Here is a 20981-nt window from a genome sequence, read left to right as displayed (position 1 = left end):
TCGCTTCTTTTTCCGCCTCGACAATCGGTTCATCCAACCGGTTTGCGATTAAATTGAGCAATTTCTTCACCTTGGCGCGATTTTGCAAATCCTGCTTGGTCACGCCGTTAAGCACAGCCTTGACGTATTCTTTGTGCTGCGGGTTTTTCAGCTTTTTTTTGACGCGCTCAACCAAATTGCGGCTGATGCCATACTGCAAATACCCCATAACCGCCACCTCCGCCGCTTGTCAGCAAAATGTACCACATTCTCTATGCTATGCCGGCAGCGGTTTAATCGTGACGATCATCATGGCGGTTCAATCAAACTGCGCGCCGGATCGAATCTTTTCCTTTTCCAGAAACGCGCGCAGCGGCGTATATTCGATATCCGTCCAAAATGCGCTCATGCGAACCAATTCGGCGGCATCGTTTCGCGCCATCTCCAACAGGTGAAAATCATGCGTCAAATCGGCATGCTTGAATTCCGGCAAGCCGCTTTGCTTCGTGCCAAAAAAGTCGCCGGGACCGCGCAGTTCCAAATCCCGCCGGGCTATCTCAAACCCGTCGTTCGTTGTTGCCATGACGCGCATCCGCTCTTTGCCGATTTCGCTTTTCGGATCCGCGAGCAGAATGCAGTAAGATTGCTCCCGGCCGCGCCCGACCCGGCCGCGGAGCTGGTGCAGCTGAGATAATCCGAAGCGTTCCGCGTCATAAATCAGCATGACCGTCGCATTCGGCACATCGACGCCAACTTCGATAACCGTTGTGGACACCAGCACCTGACAGCGGTTGGCTAAAAACTCCGCCATCACCTGATCTTTTTCCGCGGCGGACATGCGTCCATGCAACAGGCCGACCCGGATTCCCTCCAGCATGCTAGACAGCTTCGCGTGAATATCGATCGCGTTTTGCACATCCAGTTTTTCCGATTCTTCAATCAGCGGACAGATGACATAAGCTTGCCGCCCGCTGTTGACTTCTTTCATAATAAACCGGATAATCCGCGCAAGCATGTCCGGCTTCACCCAGTATGTCTTGACCGGCTTTCTTCCTTTGGGCAGTTCGGTCAAACTGGAGACGTCCATGTCGCCGAATACGGTAATCGCCAAAGTCCGGGGAATCGGCGTCGCCGTCATTGTCAGCACATCCGGATTCATCCCTTTGCGGCGCAATATGCTGCGCTGATTCACGCCAAAGCGGTGCTGCTCGTCCACGACAACAAGTCCCAACTTGCGAAATGCCACATCTTCCTGAATCAAAGCGTGTGTACCGACGACAATATCGATTATGCCCATTTGCAATCCGGCTATCACATCGGCGCGTTCCCGCCCGGTTAAACTGCCGGACAACAGGGCGATTTGCGTGCCATACGGATGAAACAGCTTCTGCAGCGATGCGAAATGCTGTTCCGCCAATATTTCCGTCGGCACCATCAACGCTCCCTGGCAGCCGCACGATACCGCGGCAAACAGCGCAACCGCGGCAACCACGGTTTTCCCGGCGCCGACATCGCCTTGCAACAGCCGGTTCATGGTATAGGGCGCGCGCATGTCATGGAGCAACTCGGCGATCACTTTTTTTTGCGACTCCGTTAGGCGAAACGGCAAAGCGCGCACAAACGCGCGCACCTTTTCCGCTTCAATCGGGTGGGCGACGCCGTCGGCGCGGCTGCGCGCAAGCGTGCGCAACGCTTGCAGCTTCAATTGAAACAGAAACAACTCCTCATACACGAAACGCTGCCGGGCGCTTGCGGCGGCTTGCACCGTATCCGGCTTATGCATCGCGAAAAACGCTTCCTTGCGCGGCATAAGCTTATGTTTGGCAACTAGCGGGCGCGGCAAAATTTCGGAAATCAGATTGCCGTATTGGGCCAGAGCTTGCCGGATTATTTTGCGCAAGCTTTTTTGCGTAACCGGACCGCCGATGGAATATACCGGTTGCAGAGCTCCGGCCTGCGGCTCGCGGGAATTCGGGAATTCGCTCTCCGCCACGGTCAAATGTTTGCGGTGCCGATCCCATTTTCCGCTCAGTACGATTTCCGCCCCCGGATGCAGCCTGTCCTTCAAAAAATGGCGGTTGAACCAAACGGCGGTCACGATCAAGCGGTCCACCATCACCTTGCAAACAAGCCGCGATTTTTTTTTGCCAAACATCTGTACGAACGGTTCGCCGTAAACGGTGCCTTTAACCGTAATTTTTTCACCGTCCGCGACCGTCGCCAAGTCGCGCAGACGGTAATCCTCATACCGAAACGGAAAATAACCCAGCAAATCCTGTACCGTATAAATGCCAAGCGCTTGCAAATCTTCCGCCTTGCGGGCCCCGACGCCTTGCACGTCTTGTACGGGGATTGACGCCAAATCAAGTGTCATTGCACCGGATACATAAATACGGCGGTAGTGCCCGGACCGACATGCGTGCCGATAACCGGGCCGATTTTTGTATGGGTAAGATCTTCAACGGCAAAATTGCCGCGCACCAGTTCCGTCAATTCCTCTACGTCAACCTCGACTCCCGCATGGGCAATCACGGCATGCACGCGCTTGTCGCCAAAGTCTTGCCGCAAAAGTTCAAGAATCCGCTGCATGGCTTTTTTGCTGCCGCGTATTTTGTCCACCGCCGCCACTTCCCCCGCCTCGTCGATCGTAAGAATCGGCTTGATGTTCAAGAGCGCTCCGAACAATGCCGAGGCTTTGCCGATACGGCCTCCTTTATGCAAATATTCCAGCGTATCCACAATAAAATAGACGCGCATGGTATTCCGCACATATTTGACCAGGTCCAAAATTTCTTCCCTAGATTTTCCCGCGCGAGCGGCATTGGCCGCGGCAACGGCCAGTATGCCGACGCCGTATGAAGCGTGCTTGGAATCCACGACCGAAATGTGTTCGCCGCCTTCCAGCAACGACTTGGCCAAAACAGCCGTTTGGTACGTCCCGCTTAATGCGGAGGACAAATGGATGGAGATGATTTCCGTATCCGGTTTATGCAACAGGCGTTTGTATAACTCCACAAAATCGGCCGGAGAAGGCTGGGATGTGGTCGGCAGTTCCGTCGCTTGTATCAACTTTTCATAAAACTGTTCCGGCGTAATCGTCACGGAATCCAGGAAAGTCTCGTTTCCGAAATGCACCTTCAAAGGAACCGTCTCGATGCCGAGATTGGCTCTCAATTCTTGCGGGATATCCGACGTACTGTCCGATACAATACGAATTTGCGCCAACTGTGCTCACCTCAATATTTTATTCCACAGAAAACAAATAAAAATATAATGGCTGACCGCCAAAATGCACTTCCAGTTCAACTTCGGGAAACTGCTCCTTAATCCGCGCAAGCATCCGGTTGGTGACATCTTCGTCGGCGTCCGCCCCGGTGAAAACGGTCACCATTTCGTCGCCATTGACGATCATCTTTTGCATAAGCTCCATGCATACGGCGAGCAAATCGGGCGAAGCGGCGACGATTTGGTTTTCGGCCATCGCCAAATAATTGCCTTCTTTGATCGTAATGTCCGCAAACTGCGAATCGCGAACGGCAAACGTGACCTGGCCCGAGCGTATTTGCTGCACGGCCCGCCGCATCGCGTCAAGATTTGCGGAAAGGTCGGCATTTTCCTGAAAAGCCAGAAGCGCCGCCATGCCCTGTTGCATGGTTTTGGTACGGATCACTTCGATGTTTCGCTGCGCCAGTTCCTTCGCTTGCTCCGCAGCCAAAATAATGTTGGAGTTGTTTGGCAAAACGAATACCGTATTCGCCCGCACCCGATTGACGGCTTCCACAATATCGGCCGTGCTGGGATTCATCGTCTGCCCGCCGGACAGCACATAATCCACGCCGATGCTCGTGAAAATATCGGAAATTCCGCTGCCGGCAGCGATCGCGACAAAACCGTATGCTTTTTCTTCCGCAATTTCCGCCGCGTCTACCGGATTGTTCGTTGCCGGTATCAGGCTGCCGTCTTCGCTGTATTCATCCTGTTCGAGGATATGCGTATGCTGCTCGCGCATGTTTTCAATTTTGATTTTCGTCAACGCGCCGTATTTCATGGCCGCATTCATGACATCGCCCGGCGCTTCCGTATGAATATGTACTTTTACCAATTCGCCGTCGGCAACAACCAGCAACGAATCGCCCAACCGGCCCATTTGCCTGCGGAATTCGTCTTCGGAAAAAGCATGGTCTTGCAGCATGCGCGTACCCAGTTTTACGATAAACTCCGTGCAATAGCCGAATTCGATTTCTTCCGTCGCAAGCTGCGATTGCGCGCTGCGTTTTTTTTCGGCGGGAAGATGTGCTTGCGCATTCCCTTGCGGCGGCTCGGCGATAACCGGCGCCGGCGATCCGCCATCTTGCCTAAGCGCCTGGATAAACCCCGCATAGATGAATACCAGGCCTTGTCCACCCGCATCAACAACGCCAACCTGTTTCAGGACGGGAAGCTGCTCAGGCGTTCGCGCAAGCGCCCGCTGCGCTTGTCCATGCACTTCGTTCAGCAAATCCAGAATATTGTCAGCGCGCCGGGAAACAGCCATACCATGTTTGGCCGCTTCCCGCGACACCGTCAGAATGGTTCCCTCCACCGGCTTGATGACCGCTTTGTAAGCCGTTTCCACACCTTGCTGCAATGCTGTGGCAAACGCTTGCGGATCCGCCTGGGACAACCCCGCCACGCCTTTGGCAAAGCCGCGGAACAATTGCGACAAAATGACGCCCGAGTTGCCCCTCGCTCCCATCAACAAGCCTTTTGCAAACGTTTCAGCCGCCTCGCCCAAATGCGCGGACGGCTTCTTCCGCAAGCTTTCCGCTCCGGAAGACAAGGTCAAGTTCATATTCGTGCCCGTATCGCCGTCAGGTACGGGAAAAACGTTTAACGCATTCACATTTTGCACTCGTGCCGCAAGGAATTCGGCGCCTGCCGCCACCATGGTGCTAAAATCAGTACCGTTGATAAAGCGCTTACTCAAGTATGTCTCTCCTCCCTATCGAGATACGCGAACTCCTTGCACAAAAATATTGACATGATCGACATGCAACCCCACGATCTCGTTCAACACGTATTTCACTTTCAATTGAATGTTGTGCGCGACTTCGGAAATTTTTGTGCCGTAACTGACAATGACATATAAATCAATATGCAGCATGTCATTTTCCCGGCGCACCGCGACGCCGCGGCCCAGATTTTCCCGCCCCAACATCTCGGCGATGCCGTCTTTCAGCTTGCGCGAAGACATCCCGACCAATCCGTAGCAATCCAGCGCCGCCGAACCGGCAACTACCGCTATTACTTCATCCGAAATGAGGATTTTGCCGTTCTCGCCGGCCATTTCAATGGGCATCGCCTATCCATCTCCTTCAAGGGATATTATGGGTTATAACACATTGTACTATAACCGCGCGAATAAATAAATGATATCCGTTACTCGCGGCGTATTGACGTTATTTTTCAGGCTGTGCTATCATTATAAAGTGTGTTCAAGGGGGTGAACGCGAATGTCGCGTAAATGTTTCGTGACCGGAAAATCTCCGAAGCAAGGAAATCATGTTTCTCACGCCAACAATAAAACGAAGCGCACTTGGGGAGTTAACGTGCAAAAAGTGCGCATCTTGGTGGACGGCAAGCCGAAACGGGTTTATGTCAGCACCAGGGCATTAAAATCCGGAAAAGTCTTACGCGTATAATTGGGCAGACAAAAAGCACCTTCCGTTGGTGCTTTTTTTCGTGTTGCGATTATTGCGATAATGGCAAAACACAACCGCAGCAATTGTTCTCAGTTTTTCTGAAACGTATTCAAAATCGCTTTCACAAACCCTCCCAAAAATTTCGGCAGCTTGATTGTGTAGAATTTCATCTTCAGCCCTCCCAGCGGTTTGTTTTCGCGGCTTCCACCTTTACCATGTATATTCTTGCATATGAAAAATGGTACCAAAAAACATATCGCTTTATGGTACCATCGTATGCTTTTGCCGTTTGATTCATGCCAGTTTTAACGCTTTACCGTTTGCATGGCCGCGCGCCGGATGCCGGCGATTGCGGCAGCGCGGTCGGAGGCCGTAAAAATGGCGTTCCCCGCAACGAACACGTTTGCGCCGGCCGCTGCGACTGCGGCGGCGGTCTGTTCATTGATGCCGCCGTCCACTTCAATATCGATATGTTTCAATCCTCGTTCCGCAAGCAGACTGCGCAATTGTTTGATTTTCTTAAGCGTCATGGAAATGAACTGCTGGCCGCCAAAGCCCGGATTTACCGTCATGATGAGCACGAGATCGGCAAACGGCAGCATCGGCTCGATAGCCGTAACCGGCGTCGCCGGATTTAACGCCAATCCTGCTTTCTTTCCCTGCTGTTTGATTAATTCCACCGTCCGATGCAAATGGCGGCAGGCTTCGACATGCACTGTGATCATATCCGCGCCCGCGGCAGCAAAATCCGGTATGTAAAAGTCCGGGTTTTCAATCATCAAATGGACGTCAAGGGGCAATTCGGTGCAAGGGCGGATGCTTTTGACCACCGGTACGCCGATGGTCATATTCGGCACAAAATGCCCATCCATCACATCGACATGTATCCAGTCCGCTCCCTTTTGGGCAACATCCCGGATTTCTTCTCCCAGCCTGGCAAAATCGGCGGAAAGAATTGACGGAGCGATGCGGATCATGGATTAGCACCTCCTCTTTTTTGCTTTCAGTTCTTCCAAAAAAATCCGGTAATTTTCGTACCGGTGCGGTGCGATCCCGCCCGACTCCTTCGCCCGGCGAACCTGGCAGCCGGGTTCGGATACATGCAAACATCCGCGATATTTGCAACTATCGGCATATTGCGCAAACTCCCGAAAATATTGCGTAAGCTCATCCGGCGCAATATCCGCAAAGTCCAACTGGCTAAAGCCGGGCGTATCGGCGATCATGCCGCCATGCGGCAATCCGATTAATTCCACATGGCGGGTCGTGTGTTTGCCCCGCCCCAATTTCATGCTGATCGGCGCGGTTTCCAACCGCAAATCCGTAATCAGCGCATTCAGCAACGACGACTTGCCTACTCCGGATTGTCCGGCGACAACCGTCATCCGGTTTTGCAATTTGGCGTACAAATCGGGTATTCCCGTGCCGTCCCTGGCGCATACGAGGAAAGTGTCGTAACCGATTCGCTCGTAGCATTCCCGCGCTTCGCGAACAGTCATGCCGGCTGTTGTCCGAAAGTCCTCGCTCTTTATGGCCAAATCGAGTTTGGTAAAACAAATCGCCGCCTCCAGGCCGGCTTTTTCAACATGCACCAGAAACTTATCGAGCAGCGTCAGGTTTAAATCCGGCTCCCGCGTTGAAAACACGAGCAGGGCAAAATCGGGATTGGCAATGGGCGGCCGGATCAGTTCGGAGCGGCGGGGAAAAATTTCCGCCACTGTTCCTTCGCCGTTTTCCGTGACGGTATACACAACGCGGTCACCGACTAAAGGGGTTACGCCTTTAATCTTGAACACGCCGCGCGCCCGGCATTGCACAAGCTCGTTACCGCTTGCATCGTCGGGCCGCACATAATAATAGCCGCTGAGCGCTTTCATAATCAGGCCATTCGGCATGCGGTCGCCTCCCGACTGCCTTGCCACTGCAAAGGCAGTTCTTTGCGGCGCTGCGGCCGTCATTCCGCAGCGCCTTCATCCGGATTTTGCTCTTGTGCCGGCAAATTTTCCGGAACCGGCCCTCCCGTCTCATCGCCGGAATCAAGCATTTTTTGGGCATCGGAATAAGTAACGCTGTAAATCTCCGCAATGGTGCCGTTCCTAAGCACCGTAATGGATGCATTCGTCGTTTTCGATACGATAACCATGACGGTATAATGCTTATCTTCCGTTATATCTTCCGCTATCAAGTCCCGGCTGCCCTGGGCGTCGCTGACCGTAATTTTTATGGCCGTCTTTTCGCCGGGCGCCGTGGGCGATACCGGAATGTCTTTGGGCAATTCTATGGCGTCATCCAGAAAACCGGAACTGATGGTGAGGACGATTTTTTTGCCTTTTTCCGCAGGCTGCCCCGGCTCATACGGGAATTGCTTGATGACGGTGTTGGCAGGGAAATAGCTTTTTTCGTAAATAAAATTGGCTTCATCCGCAACAAGATCGTTTTTGAGAATTTCCGCCATCGCTTCTTCTTTATTTTTGCCGATCAGATTAGGCATCGGGAATGTTCCCTGCCCTTTGCTGACGGTAAACGACAAATTGATCTTTTTGGGATCGAATTCTTCGTTCGGCTGCGGCGACTGGTCGATAATCTCGCCTGCCGGTTCGTCGCTTTCGACCTCGCGTTTCTCGATATGATCATCGCCGTATTTCGCGGACAGATCATTCACGACTTCGTCCCACCGCAATCCGATATAATTTTGCATAAGATCCAATTCCACGCCTTTGCTGACCACGAGTCCGATCGAGGCGCCCTCTTTAACGGTTCCGGATTTTTCCTGCTCCATGACATTATCTTTCGGAACGGTATCGCTGAATTGGTAATCAATCGGTCCGATCGTCAGTTTCGCATCCGTCAGTTTTTGTTTTGCCTGCTCAATCGTATCGCCGACCACATTCGGAACGGTCACATCCGGGACTCGGATTTTGCCCAGTACATACTGAACCGCAAGCCACATGGCCAAAAGGAGACAAATGATCACGACAGACCAGACTGTCGGCTTCAGCCAACTCCGCCTTTCGACCGCCGCTTCCGCGCCGGGCAGGTTATGACGGTTTTCGCTTCGCTTCGCGTTGCCCGACTGCGGCGCCGTTTTCAAGCCAATCGCCGGCATGACGCGGGTTTCTTCTTCATCGCCGGCATTTTCGGCAATAAAACGAATTTTTTTCTCATTCATGCGTTCGGGCAACAGGCAAGTATTTAAATCATGCAGCATCGCTTTTGCGGATTCGTAGCGCTCTTCTTCCTTTTTGCGCATCGCTCGCAAAATGATATTTTCCACGCTTTGCGGAATCATCGGATTCACTTTCCGCGGCTCTTCCACGTCTTCCTGCAAATGCTTCAGCGCCACGCTGATCGGGCTTTCGCCATGAAACGGCAGCCTGCCCGTCAGCATCTGGTACATGACGATTCCGAGCGAATAAATGTCCGATTTGGCTCCTTGCGCCACACCTTTCGCGTGTTCGGGCGAAAAATAATGCACGGACCCGATCACCGAGCCTGTTTGCGTAATATCCGAAGACGTCGCGGCGCGGGCGATTCCAAAATCGGTCACTTTCACCCTGCCGTTTTTCCCTATTAAAATATTATGCGGTTTAATATCCCGATGAATGATTTGATTATGATGGGCGTGATCCAACGCATCGCAAATCTGCGCGGCAATGTGGACCGCCTCTTCCACCTGCAGCGGCGCGCGTTCTTTGATCATCTCATTCAACGTCTTGCCTTCGACATATTCCATAACAATATAATGCGTGTCGTTTTCCTGACCTACGTCGTAAATGCTGACTACATTCGGATGCGAAAGGGAAGCGGCCGCCTGCGCTTCTCTGCGAAAACGGCGGATAAAGTCCTCGTCATTCACGAACTGCTGGCGCAGCACCTTCACCGCGACTTTGCGGTTCAGCAATTTGTCAAAAGCTTTATAGACCAATGCCATCCCGCCGCCGCCAATGCGTTCCAATATTTCATATCTACCGCCCAATATATGTCCGATCATGCCTTTATCCCTCCCCATTGCGGCCGCTCTCGTCGTTTTCCAACAACACGACCGTAATATTATCGTCCCCGCCGGCTTCCAAAGCGCTTGCCACCAGCCGGCTCGCTTTTTGCTCAAGGTCTGCTTCGGCATATACGGCGGATTTAATCGTTTCTTCATCAACCAAATTGCTGAGTCCGTCACTGCACATGAGGACGATATCGCCTTTTTTCCATTTGTGCTGCGAGATTTCCACTTCCACATTTTCTTCCGTTCCCAGCGCGCGCGTCAACACGTTTTTGCGCGGATGCGAGTTGGCCTCCTCCGGGGAAATTTGCCCGGATTTGACCAATTCGTTGACCAGCGAATGGTCCTCGGTCAGCTGCGTCACCTGATCGGCGGAAAACAAGTAAGCGCGGCTGTCGCCGATATGCGCGACAATGATGATCTCGCTAGTCGCGAGCGCCGCCACGATCGTTGTCCCCATGCCTTGATACAAATCCTCGCTGGACGCAAGGTCGAACACTTTCCGGTTCGCCGTACGCACCGCCGCGGCAAGCTCCGCGGCACACGCGGACAGTCCCAAACCGCTGTCGATATGCTGCAGTTCCGATTGCACGGTTTCAATGGCCAGTTGGCTCGCGATATCGCCCGCCTGATGCCCGCCCATGCCGTCGGCGACGATTGCCAATGTAAAGCCGTGCAAATCGTGCTGCACAACGGCGCGGTCTTCGTTAACCAATCGAACCAATCCGGTATCCGACTTGCTGGCTGTTTTCATCTACAATGTTCACCTCGTACTGGACTGCATATGTTTCGCCCGCAGTTGGCCGCACGCCGCTTCAATGTCCGCGCCTTGCTCGCGGCGAATCGTCGCGTTGATGTTGTGTTTTTCCAAAATGCGGTGGAAATCGAATATTTGGTTGCGGGGCGTACGCACATAATTTCGTTCCGGCACATAATTGACCGGAATCAGGTTGACATGACAAGGAATATGGAGACTGTTCAACACTTGCGCCAGCTCTTCCGCATGTTCCGGGCGATCATTAACGCCGCCGATCAGCGCGTATTCGAACGAGATTCGGCGTCCCGTCTTTTCGCCATAATACTTGCAGGCGGCCAACAGATCGGCAAAATGAAAGCGGCGGTTGACCGGCATCAGCCTGGAACGCAGTTCATCGTTGGGAGCGTGGAGCGAAATCGCCAGGCTTACTTGCAGGCCCTCGTCGGCGAAACGGTATATATTCGGCACGATGCCGCTTGTCGACACGGTAATATGGCGCTGCCCGATATTCAGGCCTTGTGCGTGGGTGATGATGCGGATAAACGTCATGGTTGCGTCGTAATTTTCAAACGGTTCGCCGATTCCCATCACCACGACGTTGCTCACCCGCTCGCCCGTCGCATCCAGCATGCGCTGTGCCTGCACGACTTGCGCGACGATTTCGCCGGGCGTAAGATCGCGCTTTAACCCTCCCAGCGTAGAGGCGCAGAACGTACAGCCCATGCGGCAGCCAACCTGCGTCGTAACGCAAACGCTGTTGCCGTAGTCATGGCGCATGATCACCGTTTCAATCGCATGATTGTCGTGAAGATTGAATAAAAATTTGACCGTTCCGTCCCTGGATGTAAACCGGGTAATCTCCGTCAGCGCGACAAATTGAAAATGTTCGTCCAGCCTTGCGCGAAGCGCCTTCGGCAAATTGGTCATCGCGGAAAAATGGGAAACCCGCTTCACATACAACCAATCAAATATTTGCTCAGCGCGAAAAGACGGTTCACCCGCCCTTTTGATCCATTGTTTGAGCGCATCCGGAGGCAAATCGTAGATGAACGGTTTCATTCCATCACACCTAAATATAAATTCATAAGCTTGTCCGTTTTATTTTATCACAATCTTGAAAAAGACACAGCATTCGTTAAAAGCGCCCGATAATAGTGCCGCAATAGCGTTTCAGCCGGTTTGTTTGCGCAGCCGCGCGATAAAAAAACCGTCGGTTTGCCATAAATCCGGCGTGATCTTTAGCATCCCGGCGCCGAATCCGGCTTTGTTCCATACATCGGCAGGCATCAGCCGCGGCAATTCGTCGTCCTCGGCAAACTCGGGCGCTTCCGCTAAAAAAGTACGCACCATTTCTTCATTTTCAGCCGGTACGGTCGTGCACGTGCTGTAAACGAGAATTCCGCCGGGCTTTACAAGCGGCGCCGCGGCTTTCAGGAGGGAAAGCTGAATTTTTGTAAGACCCTCGATATCCGCATCCGTCTTGCGCCATTTCATTTCCGGTTTGCGGCGAATAACCCCGAGGCCCGAGCAAGGCGCATCCAGCAACACGCGGTCAAATGTGTGCGGGGCAAACCGTTCGCCCAAACGCGCGGCATCCCCTACCGTGGCGCGTATGATGGATAAACGCAAGCGATCGGCCTGCGCTTCGATCAATTGCTTTTTATGTATGTGCAAATCGTTCGCCCAGATTGTTCCGACATTGCGCATCCGTTCGGCAAGATGGGTCGTTTTGCCGCCGGGAGCGGCGCAGCAATCCAGCACCGTCATGCCCGGTTGCGGGTCGACAGCGCGCGCCACCAGCATGGAACTTTCATCCTGAATCGAAAAGTAACCTTGCCGAAACAACTCCGTTTGCGCCGGATTCCCCCCGCCGGAAACAACGATCCCGTCCGGCGACACTTCCGATAAAACGGCGGCGTAGCCTGCCGCCGTAAGTTTCTCGCGCAACTTTTCCCGCTTAATTTGCAGCGCATTGGCCCGCAAGCTTGTCCGCGGCGGCACATTGTTTGCCGCGCAAATCGCTTCCGTCCGCGCCATTCCGTATTGGGCGATCCAGCGGCGGATTAGCCATAACGGATGGGAATGAATAAGCGACAACCGCTCATCCGCAGGAAGGTTTTGCGGAATCCGCAACGAAGATTTTTCCCGCAGCAGCGAACGCAGCACGCCGTTGACAAGCCCCGCTACGCCCCTATGCCCTCTACTTTTGGCGATATTCACCGCTTCATTGACCGCCGCATGAGGCGGAATGCGATCCAGATACAGAATTTGGAACAAACTTAACCGCAGCAAGACGCGCACCCACAATTCCAATTTATCCGCCCCTTGGCGCAAAAAACGGGACAGATAAAAATCAAGCGTATTCTGCCGCTGGATCGTGCCGTACACAAGCTCGGTCACAAGCGCCGCGTCGATGCGCGCGAGGTTTTGCCCTGCAATCGCCTGATGCAATAAAAGGTTGCTGTAAGCAAGGTCCCGGTCCACCTTGACCAGCACCTGCAACGCAACCTCGCGAGCGGATGACGGATGTCGGTTGGTCACAATCGCTCCACTCCCAACCGCATCCCTGCATGAATGTGCGCGCCGCGGCAAAATTCGGCCGCCGGCATGATCTTTTTTCCCGCAGGCTGGATTTCCGTCAATACGACGCATCCCTCGCCGCAGGCCACGACAATTCCTTCGCGCGTAACGGCAAGCACCGTTCCCGGGAGGGCATCGTTACGCTGATTTGGCGTCTGATCAATGCGGCATTTCCACACTTTCATAATTGCGCCTTGCAGCGTCGTGTACGCCACCGGCCACGGGTTCAACCCTCTGACCTGATTGTAGATGTGCCGATCCGGTTTGTGCCAATCGATCCATTCGTCTTCCCGGCGGATATTGGGCGCATACGTTGCTTCGCTGTCCTTTTGCGGAACGCGCATAACCGAATTCGCGAACACGTCCGGCAGCGTCTTTTCCAAAAGCCTGGCTCCCGCGTGAGACAGCTTGTCATGCAGCGTTCCGGTCGTATCCGCGATATCGATCGGCACGGCAATTTGGCTGATCATATCGCCGGTATCAAGCCCCTCCGCCATATACATAATGGTTACGCCGGTTAATGTTTCCCCGTTCATGACCGCATGATGGATCGGCGCTCCGCCCCGATATTTCGGCAACAGCGAAGCATGCACATTGATGCAGCCGTAGGCCGGCAATTCCAAAATGCGCTTCGGCAATATCTGTCCATAGGCGGCGGTGACAATCAAATCAGGCTTGAGTTGCGCGATCTCGTTCACCGCTTCCGGCGCGCGCAGCTTAGCGGGCTGCAGGACGGGAATGCCGTGCGCAATAGCCTCGACCTTTACGGGAGGCGGCGTTACGATGCGTTTGCGTCCTTTTTCCCTATCCGGCTGCGTCACGACGGCGATCACCTGATGGTTTGAAGCAATTAGCACGCGCAAACAAGGTACGGCAAAATCCGGCGTGCCCATAAATACGATTTTCAAACGATCAACTCCAGTATTTTCGATACAATCCGGTTATTTTTCCGGATCGCTTTTTTTCCGTTCCTCGGATTTGTATATGTTGTCCGCCAAATCGGTAAACAGGATGCCGTTTAGATGATCAACTTCGTGCTGAAACGCCCGGGCCAAAAAACCTTCCGCAGTCATGGTAAATTCCTTGCCGTTGCGGTCCTGGCCCTTCACCTTGACTTTCATCGCCCGCTTCACATCGCCCATCAAGCCGGGAATGCTCAGGCAGCCTTCCGGGCCGTACTGTTCTCCGTCGCTCTCCAGGATTTCCGGATTGACCATTTCGATCAGGCCGTGTTCATCCCCGACATCAATCACGATCACCCGTTTGCCGATGCCGACCTGCGGCGCCGCCAAACCGACGCCGGGCGCATCATACATCGTCATGGCCATATCGTCCAACAGCTTGTGGAGATTCGGCGTAAATTTCGTGACCGGCTTTGCTTTTTCCCGAAGCACCGGATCCGGGTCTTTCACTATGATACGTATTCCCATGAAAAGATCCTCCTTCAAAACGTCACATCATCATTTGCGGATCCACATCCACACTTGCCAAAATCCGATTATGTTCGAATATATCCGACAGCGCCGCAAGCGCGTCCGCGACAATCTCCTGTGCGGGTAGTTCTCCCCGATATTTTATCACGCATTGGAACCGATATCTATCTTTTATCCGCGGGATGGGCGCGGCGACTGGCCCGTAAACCGCGAATGCGGCCGCTTGGGCAGTATTGCGCCGCTGTCGCTCCCAGCCAAGCTTGAGTTCCGCCGCCAGCTTTTCACCTGCGGTGGCAATCAGCTGCGGATTTTCATGCGTAAGCGTAAGCAGAATCAAGCGGGAGAACGGCGGGTAATCCCGCGCCTTGCGCAGCGCAAGCTCGTTTTGGGCAAATGCGCGATAATCATGGTTTTGCGCAAAACGGATGCTGTAATGATCCGGGTTGTACGTTTGCACGATCACTTCTCCCGGCAGTTGGTGCCTGCCGGCTCTTCCCGCCACCTGCGTCACCAATTGAAACGTTTTTTCCGCCGCGCGAAAGTCCGGCAAGTGCAAAATCGTATCGGCGGTAATGACGCCGACCAGGGTGACCAGGGGAAAATCCAATCCCTTCGCCACCATTTGCGTCCCCAGCAAAACATCGGCATGATGTTGGCGAAACCGGTTCAGCAGTTTTTCATGCGCCCCCTTGGTGTTCGTCGTGTCCACATCCATGCGCAGCACGCGGATGCCCGGGAACAACCGGGTAAGCTCTTCCTCGACGCGCTGCGTGCCCGTGCCAAAGTAGCGTATATGTTCGCTGCCGCAAGACGGACAAACCGCCATTTCCCGCTCGGCATAGCCGCACATATGGCAGCGCACCGTATGCGACGGGCGATGGTACGTCAGGGAAATATCGCAGTGCGGGCAATTCGCCACATATCCGCAGGAACGGCATAAGATAAAAGTGGCGTAGCCGCGGCGGTTTAACAGCAGCACCGTTTGCTCCCGCTTGCGCAGCCGCTCGCCGATCGCCCGATACAATGGGCGGCTGAACATGGAACGGTTGCCGTCCCGCAATTCGTTGCGCATATCGACGATTTGCACAGCCGGCAAAGGCCGGCCTTTAACGCGGGAGAAAAGCGGCAAGTAACGGTAATCCGCCTGTTCCCCGACCGCCCGGCTGTAGCTTTCCAGCGAAGGCGTCGCCGAGCCGAGCAGCACAACGCCCCCGTGGTATTTGCCGCGGATGACGGCGACTTCGCGGGCGTCATATTTCGGGTTATCTTCCTGTTTGTAGGAAGCTTCATGTTCCTCATCGATGATAATTAATCCGAGATGACGAAACGGCGCGAATACGGCAGATCTGGCGCCGATTGCGATATGCGCTTTGCCGTGCAAAATTTTCCGCCATTCATCGTAACGCTCACCGTCTGACAATCTGCTGTGCATTACGGCAACGTCGTCGCCAAAGCGGCCTTTGAACCGCTCCACCATTTGCGGCGTCAGGGAAATTTCCGGGACAAGGACAATCGCCTCCCGTCCAAGCCGCAAACATTCGGCGATCAACTGCAAATAAATTTCCGTCTTGCCGCTGCCGGTCACGCCATGCAGCAAAAAAACTTCATGGCTGTTTGCCCGCAACCTGGCGGCGATGGGCGCATACGCCCGCTGTTGTTCCGCCGTCAGCGGCAAAGGCCGGGTTGGCATAAACTGCCGATTGTCGTACGGATCCCGGTAGACGGCGATCTCCTGTAATACGATCGCGCCTTTCTCCGCAAGCGACTTGACTGATGCGGAACCAACGCCCAATTGCCGCACCAGTTCGCCGAGCAATTGCGGTTCCGTCATGTCCCGCACAAATTCCAGCACCTGGCGCTGCCGCTTCGCCGTGCCGGGCAGGCTGTTGATCGCGTCGGCCAGCCGTTTCGGATCGGCGGGCGGCAACACGATGTTCGCTTTCAACCCGGCGGATTGATCTTTGATTTTTCCCGATGCGACAAGCGCTTCCCGCCGCAGCAAATCGTTCACTTGCGCGGCGCGGTCGGGAAATTGCCGGATGAGTTGTTCCGCGGAGACGGACTTCCTGGCATCGACATAGGCGATGATGTCCGCCTCCCGCTCGGAAAATGCCCCTTTTTCGACAACAGCGCGGTTCACCGCAATCTTCTTTTCATATTTCGCTTTCAATGCTCCCGGCAGCATGGCCTGCAAAGCGACGACCTCGTGGCACAGGTAAGTGGAGCTCATCCATTTGCCCAACCGGATCAGCTCTTCATTGAGCGGCGCGACGGGGTCGAGCACGGCTGAAATATCGCGCAATTGCTTGTCGGAAAGCGCGCTTTCTTTTGTCAGCCCGACAACAAAACCTTGCACCAAACGCGGACCGAACGGCACGCCGACACGGCTGCCGATGGTAATCCACGATGCCATTTCCGGCGGAACGCGATAGTCAAACGGACGGTTAACCGGCTTTGCCGGAACATCAACGATTACTTGCGCAAACATCAATTTGTTCCTCCGCCGTCGCCAAGGCCCGTCCGTTCGTTTACCCGGCGCGCGACTTCGCGCATAATGAGCTCCGCCGCCGCCTTTTTGGCGATCAGCCCGCTTTCCGCCACCAGCCCGTTGCGGTCAAAAATTTGCACCCGGTTCGTATCGCCGGCAAAACCCGCGCCTTTCTCCGCCACGTTGTTGGCGACCAGGAGATCGCAGTTTTTCTTCGTCAGCTTTTCCATTGCATATTGTGCCACATTTTCCGTTTCGGCGGCAAAACCGACAATAAACTGCCTGGTTTTTTTACTGCCGATCGTTTGCAGGATATCCGGGTTTTTGACGAGCTTCAACGTAATGGTGTCGCCGGATTTTTTTATTTTTTGCCGGGCGGGCGATTCCACCCGATAATCGGCGACCGCGGCGTTTTTCACCACGATATCGGCATCGGCAAAATGCCGAAGCACCGCTTCAAGCATTTGCACCGCGGACTCGACGCGAATGACATTCATGTTCGCCGGATCATTTAGCGCGGTCGGCCCGGAAACCAACGTCACCTGAGCCCCCATATCGCGCGCCGCCTCGGCCAGCGCATAGCCCATTTTGCCGGAAGAGTCGTTCATGATATAGCGCACGGGGTCGATTCGCTCACGCGTTCCCCCGGCTGTGACCAATACTTTTTTGCCCGCCAAAGGAAGATCGGAGGCGAGCATGCCGGCAATCAGCGCAAACAATTGCTCCGGCTCGGCCATCCGGCCTTTTCCCACATATCCGCATGCCAGCTGGCCCGCGCCCGGCTCGATAACGGCGACGCCTCGCGATTTCAACAGTTGTATGTTTGCTTGCACCGCGGGATGGCCGTACATATGCACGTTCATCGCCGGGACGAGCAAAATGGGCGCGGTGACGGCCAACAGCGTCGTGCTTAACATATCGTCGGCGATGCCGTGCGCCATTTTTCCGATCATATTGGCGGTGGCGGGAGCGATCACGACAAGATCCGCGCGGTCCGCCAGGTCGATATGGGAAACGCCGCCCGCATAGGTTTCGTCAAACATATCCGTATAAACCGGATGGCGGGACAGCGTTTGAAACGTCAGCGGGGCGACAAACCGGGCAGCCGACGCGGTCATGATCACCCGCACATCCGCGCCCGCCTGCGCCAATTTGCTGCATAGCGCCGCCGCCTTGAAAGCGGCTATGCCGCCACAGACGCCAAGCAGTACGGTTTTTCCGGCAAGCTTCATATTTTCCTCACCTTTGATCCCTGCTTTCGGAAAATCATCCTTGCATAAACGAAAAGCGGGCCAGCCCGCTTTACTTCGTACGCCGCTTACACGGCCGCCGCTTATTTTGTATCGTCGATCTCGACTAGATCCAAATAAATTTCTTCGAGCGCCACTCCGACATTTTTATGCGACTTCGGCGTGGCAAGTTCCGAAGTTGCGCCGTCGCTTAAAGACCTTGCCCGTTTCGCGGCAGCCACCACCAGGGAATATTTGCTGCCCACTTTTTCCACCAATTCGTCAATCGAAGGATACAGCATCATGTCCACCCCAATATTTATTTTGATGTTTCTTTTTGCCTTGTCACTTCATGCAGCAAACCGGCAAATTTGCCGAACATTCTCTCTTTTTTACAGTGTTCGGCCAGCACAATCGCCTGGATTTTTTGGCATGCGAGTGCGATTTGGTCGTTAATCACGACATAATCATATTGCTTCATCCATTGCAACTCTTCCGCCGCGGTTGCCATCCTATGCCGAATGGCGGCGTCCGATTCCGTTCCTCTGCCAATGATGCGCTGGCGCAGTTCCTGCAAAGATGGCGGCGCCAAAAAAATGCAGACGCACGATGGCCATTTTTCTTTCACTTTCATTGCGCCCTGCACGTCGATTTCCAGGATGACGTCTTTGCCGGATTTGATCGTTTGCTCGACAAAACTTTTCGGCGTTCCGTAAAAATTCCCTACATACTCGGCCCATTCCAGCAATTCATCGCGTTTGATCATGTCGTTGAACTGTTCTTTTGTCTTAAAGAAATAATTGACGCCGTCCTTTTCTCCCGACCGCGGCGCGCGCGTTGTCGCCGAGATCGAATATACCAACTGTGGGGTCGCCGCCCGCAAAGCCGCGCAGACAGTTCCTTTTCCCACTCCGGACGGACCGGACAATACGATTAAAAGCCCCTCGTCCAACATGTTAAAATTACTCCTCGCTGTCATCATCCTTGCTGGATAAACGATGGGCAACCGTTTCAGGCTGCACCGCAGACAGAATGACATGGTCGCTGTCGGTGATGATAACGGCCCTTGTCCTTCTGCCGTACGTGGCATCGATCAGCATATGCCGGTCTCGCGCTTCCTGAATGATTCGCTTGATCGGAGCGGACTCAGGGCTTACGATCGAAATGATGCGATTCGCCGAGACGATATTGCCGAATCCGATATTGATTAATTTAATGGCCACTTCTTTTCCCCCTAAATGGTTTAAGCGGTGCTTTAATGCTATTCAATGTTTTGCACTTGCTCGCGAATTTTTTCCAGTTCCGCCTTCATTTCGACAACTTTGGCCGAAAGCGCGGTGACGTTCGCCTTGGAACCGATGGTGTTCACTTCCCGGTTCATCTCCTGCAGCAAAAAGTCGAGCTTTCTGCCGACAGGCTCCCGAGAATCGGCCAAGCGCCGAAATTGCGCAAAATGGCTTGCCAGTCTGGTCAATTCTTCATCTATGTTCATACGGTCGGCCATAATGGCTACTTCCGTGGCAAACCTTGCCTCATCGAACAAGGACGGATCAGTAAGCAACTCTTGCACCCGCTGCCGCAATTTTTCACTTGTTTCCGCGACGGCCAGCGGCGCTAGGGCAAGCATTTCGGCACGGATTTTTTCGGCGGCGTCAATCCGGTTGAGCAAATCCGCCCGCAACAGGCTTCCTTCCGCCTCGCGCATGGCTATCAGTTGTTCAAGCGCATCGCGAACACATTGCTGCACTTCATTCCCGACAGCGTTCATGTCGTCGGAACTTGTCTCCTTAACAGAAAGCATATCCGGGAGCATGAGCAAATGTTGCAATGTTACCGTATCCGAAAGGTGAAACGCCTCCCGCAGCATGTCGGCAGCCGCAACATAAGCTTTAGCCAGCGGCATGTTTACTTGCACATCCCGTTCGGCGCCAGCGTCGCGTTCGATGGTGACAAATACGTCCACCCGGCCGCGGGAAATCGATTGCCGGATTATTTTCTTCAGCGTTTCTTCCAGCATCATCCATTCGCGCTGCATCCGGATGGAAATTTCCAGATAGCGGTTGTTTACGCTTTTCATCTCGACGCGCAGCTGAAAACCGTGCGGGTTTCGAACTGCTTGTCCATAACCGGTCATACTGCGCCACACGAGCGATCACATCCATTACCCTATTTTAAATTATTTTCAAAGTGGGTACAAGTGGAAACGGCGCCGGTTCTTCAGTTGGCTCCCTTCGCGCGCGTGCCGGTCTTGGCCCGGATATGTTCGGTAAGTTGCACGCTCATATTAAACAACATAAATGGCGTAATCAAGTAGATGCCGTTAAAGTGAGCAATTGTGGCATCCACCAGTTCTTTCGCAATCGCGATCCCCATCTGGCGGCCGGCTTCGCCTTCCGTTCCGGCCATCCGGCGGCGGACTTCATCGGAAAGCCGGATGCCGGGCACTTCGTTATGCAAATACTCCGCATTGCGCCCGCTTGCCAGCGGCATAATGCCGATAAAGATCGGCACGGACAAATGTTTTGTATACGCGGCGATTTGTTCGATCAGAAGCGGATCAAAGACCGGCTGGGTCATGATGAAATCAGCGCCCGAGCTGATTTTGCGCTCCAATCGCAACACCGCTTTTTCCAGGTTTTTCACATTCGGATTGAACGCGGCGCCCACAACGAAATGCGCTTTCTGTTTCAGCGGTTTCCCGGAAAAAGCGGTGCCTTCATTCAACTGTTTGATCATCCGGATAATTTCAAATGAAGTCAGATCGTATACCGAACTGGCGTCGGGCAAATCGCCAAAGCGCGCCGGATCGCCGGTTATCGCGAGCACATGATCGATCC

22 protein-coding genes are annotated in these 20981 nt (G+C 54.0%); 1 reads left to right on the top strand and 21 read right to left on the bottom strand.

The genetic code is table 11. The features are described 5' to 3' along the window. From VF260_13465 to VF260_13445, 5 genes are all read right to left on the bottom strand, one after another. The coding region (locus tag VF260_13465; protein ID HEX7058191.1) for a stage VI sporulation protein F at positions 1 to 208 on the bottom strand (208 nt) is incomplete at its 3' end. Between the two features lie 90 nt (positions 209 to 298). Next, positions 299 to 2353, bottom strand: coding sequence for an ATP-dependent DNA helicase RecG (recG, locus tag VF260_13460; protein HEX7058190.1), 2055 nt, complete (start codon positions 2351 to 2353; stop codon positions 299 to 301). Beyond that, positions 2350 to 3204, bottom strand: a complete 855-nt coding sequence (locus tag VF260_13455) for a DegV family protein (protein HEX7058189.1) — start codon at positions 3202 to 3204, stop codon at positions 2350 to 2352. Before VF260_13455 ends, recG begins: the two co-directional genes overlap by 4 nt. Before the next feature lie 19 nt (positions 3205 to 3223). Next, positions 3224 to 4945 carry a DAK2 domain-containing protein gene (locus tag VF260_13450; protein ID HEX7058188.1) on the bottom strand — a complete coding sequence of 574 codons (1722 nt, stop codon included), beginning with the start codon at positions 4943 to 4945 and terminating at the stop codon, positions 3224 to 3226. Between the two features lie 15 nt (positions 4946 to 4960). Then, positions 4961 to 5317 carry an Asp23/Gls24 family envelope stress response protein gene (locus VF260_13445; protein HEX7058187.1) on the bottom strand — a complete coding sequence of 119 codons (357 nt, stop codon included), beginning with the start codon at positions 5315 to 5317 and terminating at the stop codon, positions 4961 to 4963. Positions 5318 to 5471: 154 nt separating this feature from the next. Between VF260_13445 and rpmB the strand changes: the two genes are divergently transcribed. After that, the gene (gene rpmB / locus VF260_13440) at positions 5472 to 5660 is read left to right on the top strand and encodes a 50S ribosomal protein L28 (protein HEX7058186.1); all 189 of its coding nucleotides are present in this window, start codon (positions 5472 to 5474) and stop codon (positions 5658 to 5660) included. Between the two features lie 89 nt (positions 5661 to 5749). Here rpmB and spoVM read toward each other — a convergent pair whose 3' ends face one another. From spoVM to VF260_13360, 16 genes are all read right to left on the bottom strand, one after another. Continuing rightward, a complete protein-coding gene (gene spoVM, locus VF260_13435) occupies positions 5750 to 5830 on the bottom strand; it encodes a stage V sporulation protein SpoVM (GenBank protein HEX7058185.1) in 81 nt (26 codons plus the stop codon). A gap of 135 nt (positions 5831 to 5965) precedes the next feature. After that, entirely contained in the window at positions 5966 to 6637 is a 672-nt protein-coding gene (gene rpe / locus VF260_13430; GenBank protein HEX7058184.1) for a ribulose-phosphate 3-epimerase, read from the bottom strand. 3 nt (positions 6638 to 6640) lie between these two features. Then, entirely contained in the window at positions 6641 to 7555 is a 915-nt protein-coding gene (gene rsgA / locus VF260_13425; protein HEX7058183.1) for a ribosome small subunit-dependent GTPase A, read from the bottom strand. Between the two features lie 59 nt (positions 7556 to 7614). Next, the gene (pknB, locus tag VF260_13420) at positions 7615 to 9651 is read right to left on the bottom strand and encodes a Stk1 family PASTA domain-containing Ser/Thr kinase (GenBank protein ID HEX7058182.1); all 2037 of its coding nucleotides are present in this window, start codon (positions 9649 to 9651) and stop codon (positions 7615 to 7617) included. Between the two features lie 4 nt (positions 9652 to 9655). Continuing rightward, entirely contained in the window at positions 9656 to 10411 is a 756-nt protein-coding gene (locus VF260_13415) for a Stp1/IreP family PP2C-type Ser/Thr phosphatase (protein ID HEX7058181.1), read from the bottom strand. Positions 10412 to 10420: 9 nt separating this feature from the next. Then, on the bottom strand, positions 10421 to 11473 hold the full coding sequence (rlmN, locus tag VF260_13410) for a 23S rRNA (adenine(2503)-C(2))-methyltransferase RlmN (protein ID HEX7058180.1): 1053 nt from the start codon (positions 11471 to 11473) through the stop codon (positions 10421 to 10423). A gap of 111 nt (positions 11474 to 11584) precedes the next feature. Then, positions 11585 to 12955 carry a 16S rRNA (cytosine(967)-C(5))-methyltransferase RsmB gene (gene rsmB, locus VF260_13405; GenBank protein ID HEX7058179.1) on the bottom strand — a complete coding sequence of 457 codons (1371 nt, stop codon included), beginning with the start codon at positions 12953 to 12955 and terminating at the stop codon, positions 11585 to 11587. Next, positions 12952 to 13887: a methionyl-tRNA formyltransferase gene (fmt, locus tag VF260_13400; protein HEX7058178.1), complete on the bottom strand. Its 936-nt coding sequence runs from the start codon at positions 13885 to 13887 to the stop codon at positions 12952 to 12954. Before fmt ends, rsmB begins: the two co-directional genes overlap by 4 nt. A 48-nt stretch (positions 13888 to 13935) precedes the next feature. Further along, entirely contained in the window at positions 13936 to 14424 is a 489-nt protein-coding gene (gene def, locus VF260_13395; protein HEX7058177.1) for a peptide deformylase, read from the bottom strand. Positions 14425 to 14446: 22 nt separating this feature from the next. After that, positions 14447 to 16915 carry a primosomal protein N' gene (gene priA / locus VF260_13390; GenBank protein ID HEX7058176.1) on the bottom strand — a complete coding sequence of 823 codons (2469 nt, stop codon included), beginning with the start codon at positions 16913 to 16915 and terminating at the stop codon, positions 14447 to 14449. Then, positions 16915 to 18147, bottom strand: coding sequence for a bifunctional phosphopantothenoylcysteine decarboxylase/phosphopantothenate--cysteine ligase CoaBC (coaBC, locus tag VF260_13385; protein ID HEX7058175.1), 1233 nt, complete (start codon positions 18145 to 18147; stop codon positions 16915 to 16917). Before coaBC ends, priA begins: the two co-directional genes overlap by 1 nt. 101 nt (positions 18148 to 18248) lie before the next feature. Then, entirely contained in the window at positions 18249 to 18446 is a 198-nt protein-coding gene (gene rpoZ, locus VF260_13380; protein HEX7058174.1) for a DNA-directed RNA polymerase subunit omega, read from the bottom strand. 17 nt (positions 18447 to 18463) lie between these two features. Next, complete coding sequence (gene gmk / locus VF260_13375; protein ID HEX7058173.1) at positions 18464 to 19099, bottom strand: guanylate kinase; 636 nt, start codon at positions 19097 to 19099, stop codon at positions 18464 to 18466. A gap of 7 nt (positions 19100 to 19106) precedes the next feature. Beyond that, positions 19107 to 19367: a DUF370 domain-containing protein gene (locus VF260_13370; protein ID HEX7058172.1), complete on the bottom strand. Its 261-nt coding sequence runs from the start codon at positions 19365 to 19367 to the stop codon at positions 19107 to 19109. Between the two features lie 38 nt (positions 19368 to 19405). Then, positions 19406 to 20290 (bottom strand): YicC/YloC family endoribonuclease, encoded by an 885-nt coding sequence (locus VF260_13365; protein ID HEX7058171.1) that lies wholly within the window; start codon positions 20288 to 20290, stop codon positions 19406 to 19408. Positions 20291 to 20361: 71 nt separating this feature from the next. Beyond that, positions 20362 to 20981 (bottom strand): methylenetetrahydrofolate reductase (locus VF260_13360; protein HEX7058170.1); only part of this gene is annotated, 620 nt, incomplete at its 5' end.

It is taken from the genome of Bacilli bacterium, assembly GCA_036381315.1.
In the GTDB taxonomy this organism is placed as follows: Bacteria; Bacillota; Bacilli; order Paenibacillales; family KCTC-25726; genus DASVDB01.
Note: the sequence above shows the minus strand (reverse complement) of the source record. Positions and strands in the feature narration are given on the sequence as shown.

What these genes read in the sequence shown, in the direction of transcription:
- recG (HEX7058190.1), bottom strand. Translation starts at nt 2,353, where the DNA reads ATGACACTTGATTTGGCGTCAATCCCCGTACAAGACGTGCAAGGCGTC.
- pknB (HEX7058182.1), bottom strand. Translation starts at nt 9,651, where the DNA reads ATGATCGGACATATATTGGGCGGTAGATATGAAATATTGGAACGCATT.
- rpe (HEX7058184.1), bottom strand. Translation starts at nt 6,637, where the DNA reads ATGATCCGCATCGCTCCGTCAATTCTTTCCGCCGATTTTGCCAGGCTG.
- VF260_13445 (HEX7058187.1), bottom strand. Translation starts at nt 5,317, where the DNA reads ATGCCCATTGAAATGGCCGGCGAGAACGGCAAAATCCTCATTTCGGAT.
- gmk (HEX7058173.1), bottom strand. Translation starts at nt 19,099, where the DNA reads ATGTTGGACGAGGGGCTTTTAATCGTATTGTCCGGTCCGTCCGGAGTG.
- spoVM (HEX7058185.1), bottom strand. Translation starts at nt 5,830, where the DNA reads ATGAAATTCTACACAATCAAGCTGCCGAAATTTTTGGGAGGGTTTGTG.
- VF260_13415 (HEX7058181.1), bottom strand. Translation starts at nt 10,411, where the DNA reads ATGAAAACAGCCAGCAAGTCGGATACCGGATTGGTTCGATTGGTTAAC.
- priA (HEX7058176.1), bottom strand. Translation starts at nt 16,915, where the DNA reads ATGTTTGCGCAAGTAATCGTTGATGTTCCGGCAAAGCCGGTTAACCGT.
- rsgA (HEX7058183.1), bottom strand. Translation starts at nt 7,555, where the DNA reads ATGCCGAATGGCCTGATTATGAAAGCGCTCAGCGGCTATTATTATGTG.
- rpmB (HEX7058186.1), top strand. Translation starts at nt 5,472, where the DNA reads ATGTCGCGTAAATGTTTCGTGACCGGAAAATCTCCGAAGCAAGGAAAT.
- rpoZ (HEX7058174.1), bottom strand. Translation starts at nt 18,446, where the DNA reads ATGCTGTATCCTTCGATTGACGAATTGGTGGAAAAAGTGGGCAGCAAA.
- def (HEX7058177.1), bottom strand. Translation starts at nt 14,424, where the DNA reads ATGGGAATACGTATCATAGTGAAAGACCCGGATCCGGTGCTTCGGGAA.
- rlmN (HEX7058180.1), bottom strand. Translation starts at nt 11,473, where the DNA reads ATGAAACCGTTCATCTACGATTTGCCTCCGGATGCGCTCAAACAATGG.
- coaBC (HEX7058175.1), bottom strand. Translation starts at nt 18,147, where the DNA reads ATGAAGCTTGCCGGAAAAACCGTACTGCTTGGCGTCTGTGGCGGCATA.
- fmt (HEX7058178.1), bottom strand. Translation starts at nt 13,887, where the DNA reads ATGGGCACGCCGGATTTTGCCGTACCTTGTTTGCGCGTGCTAATTGCT.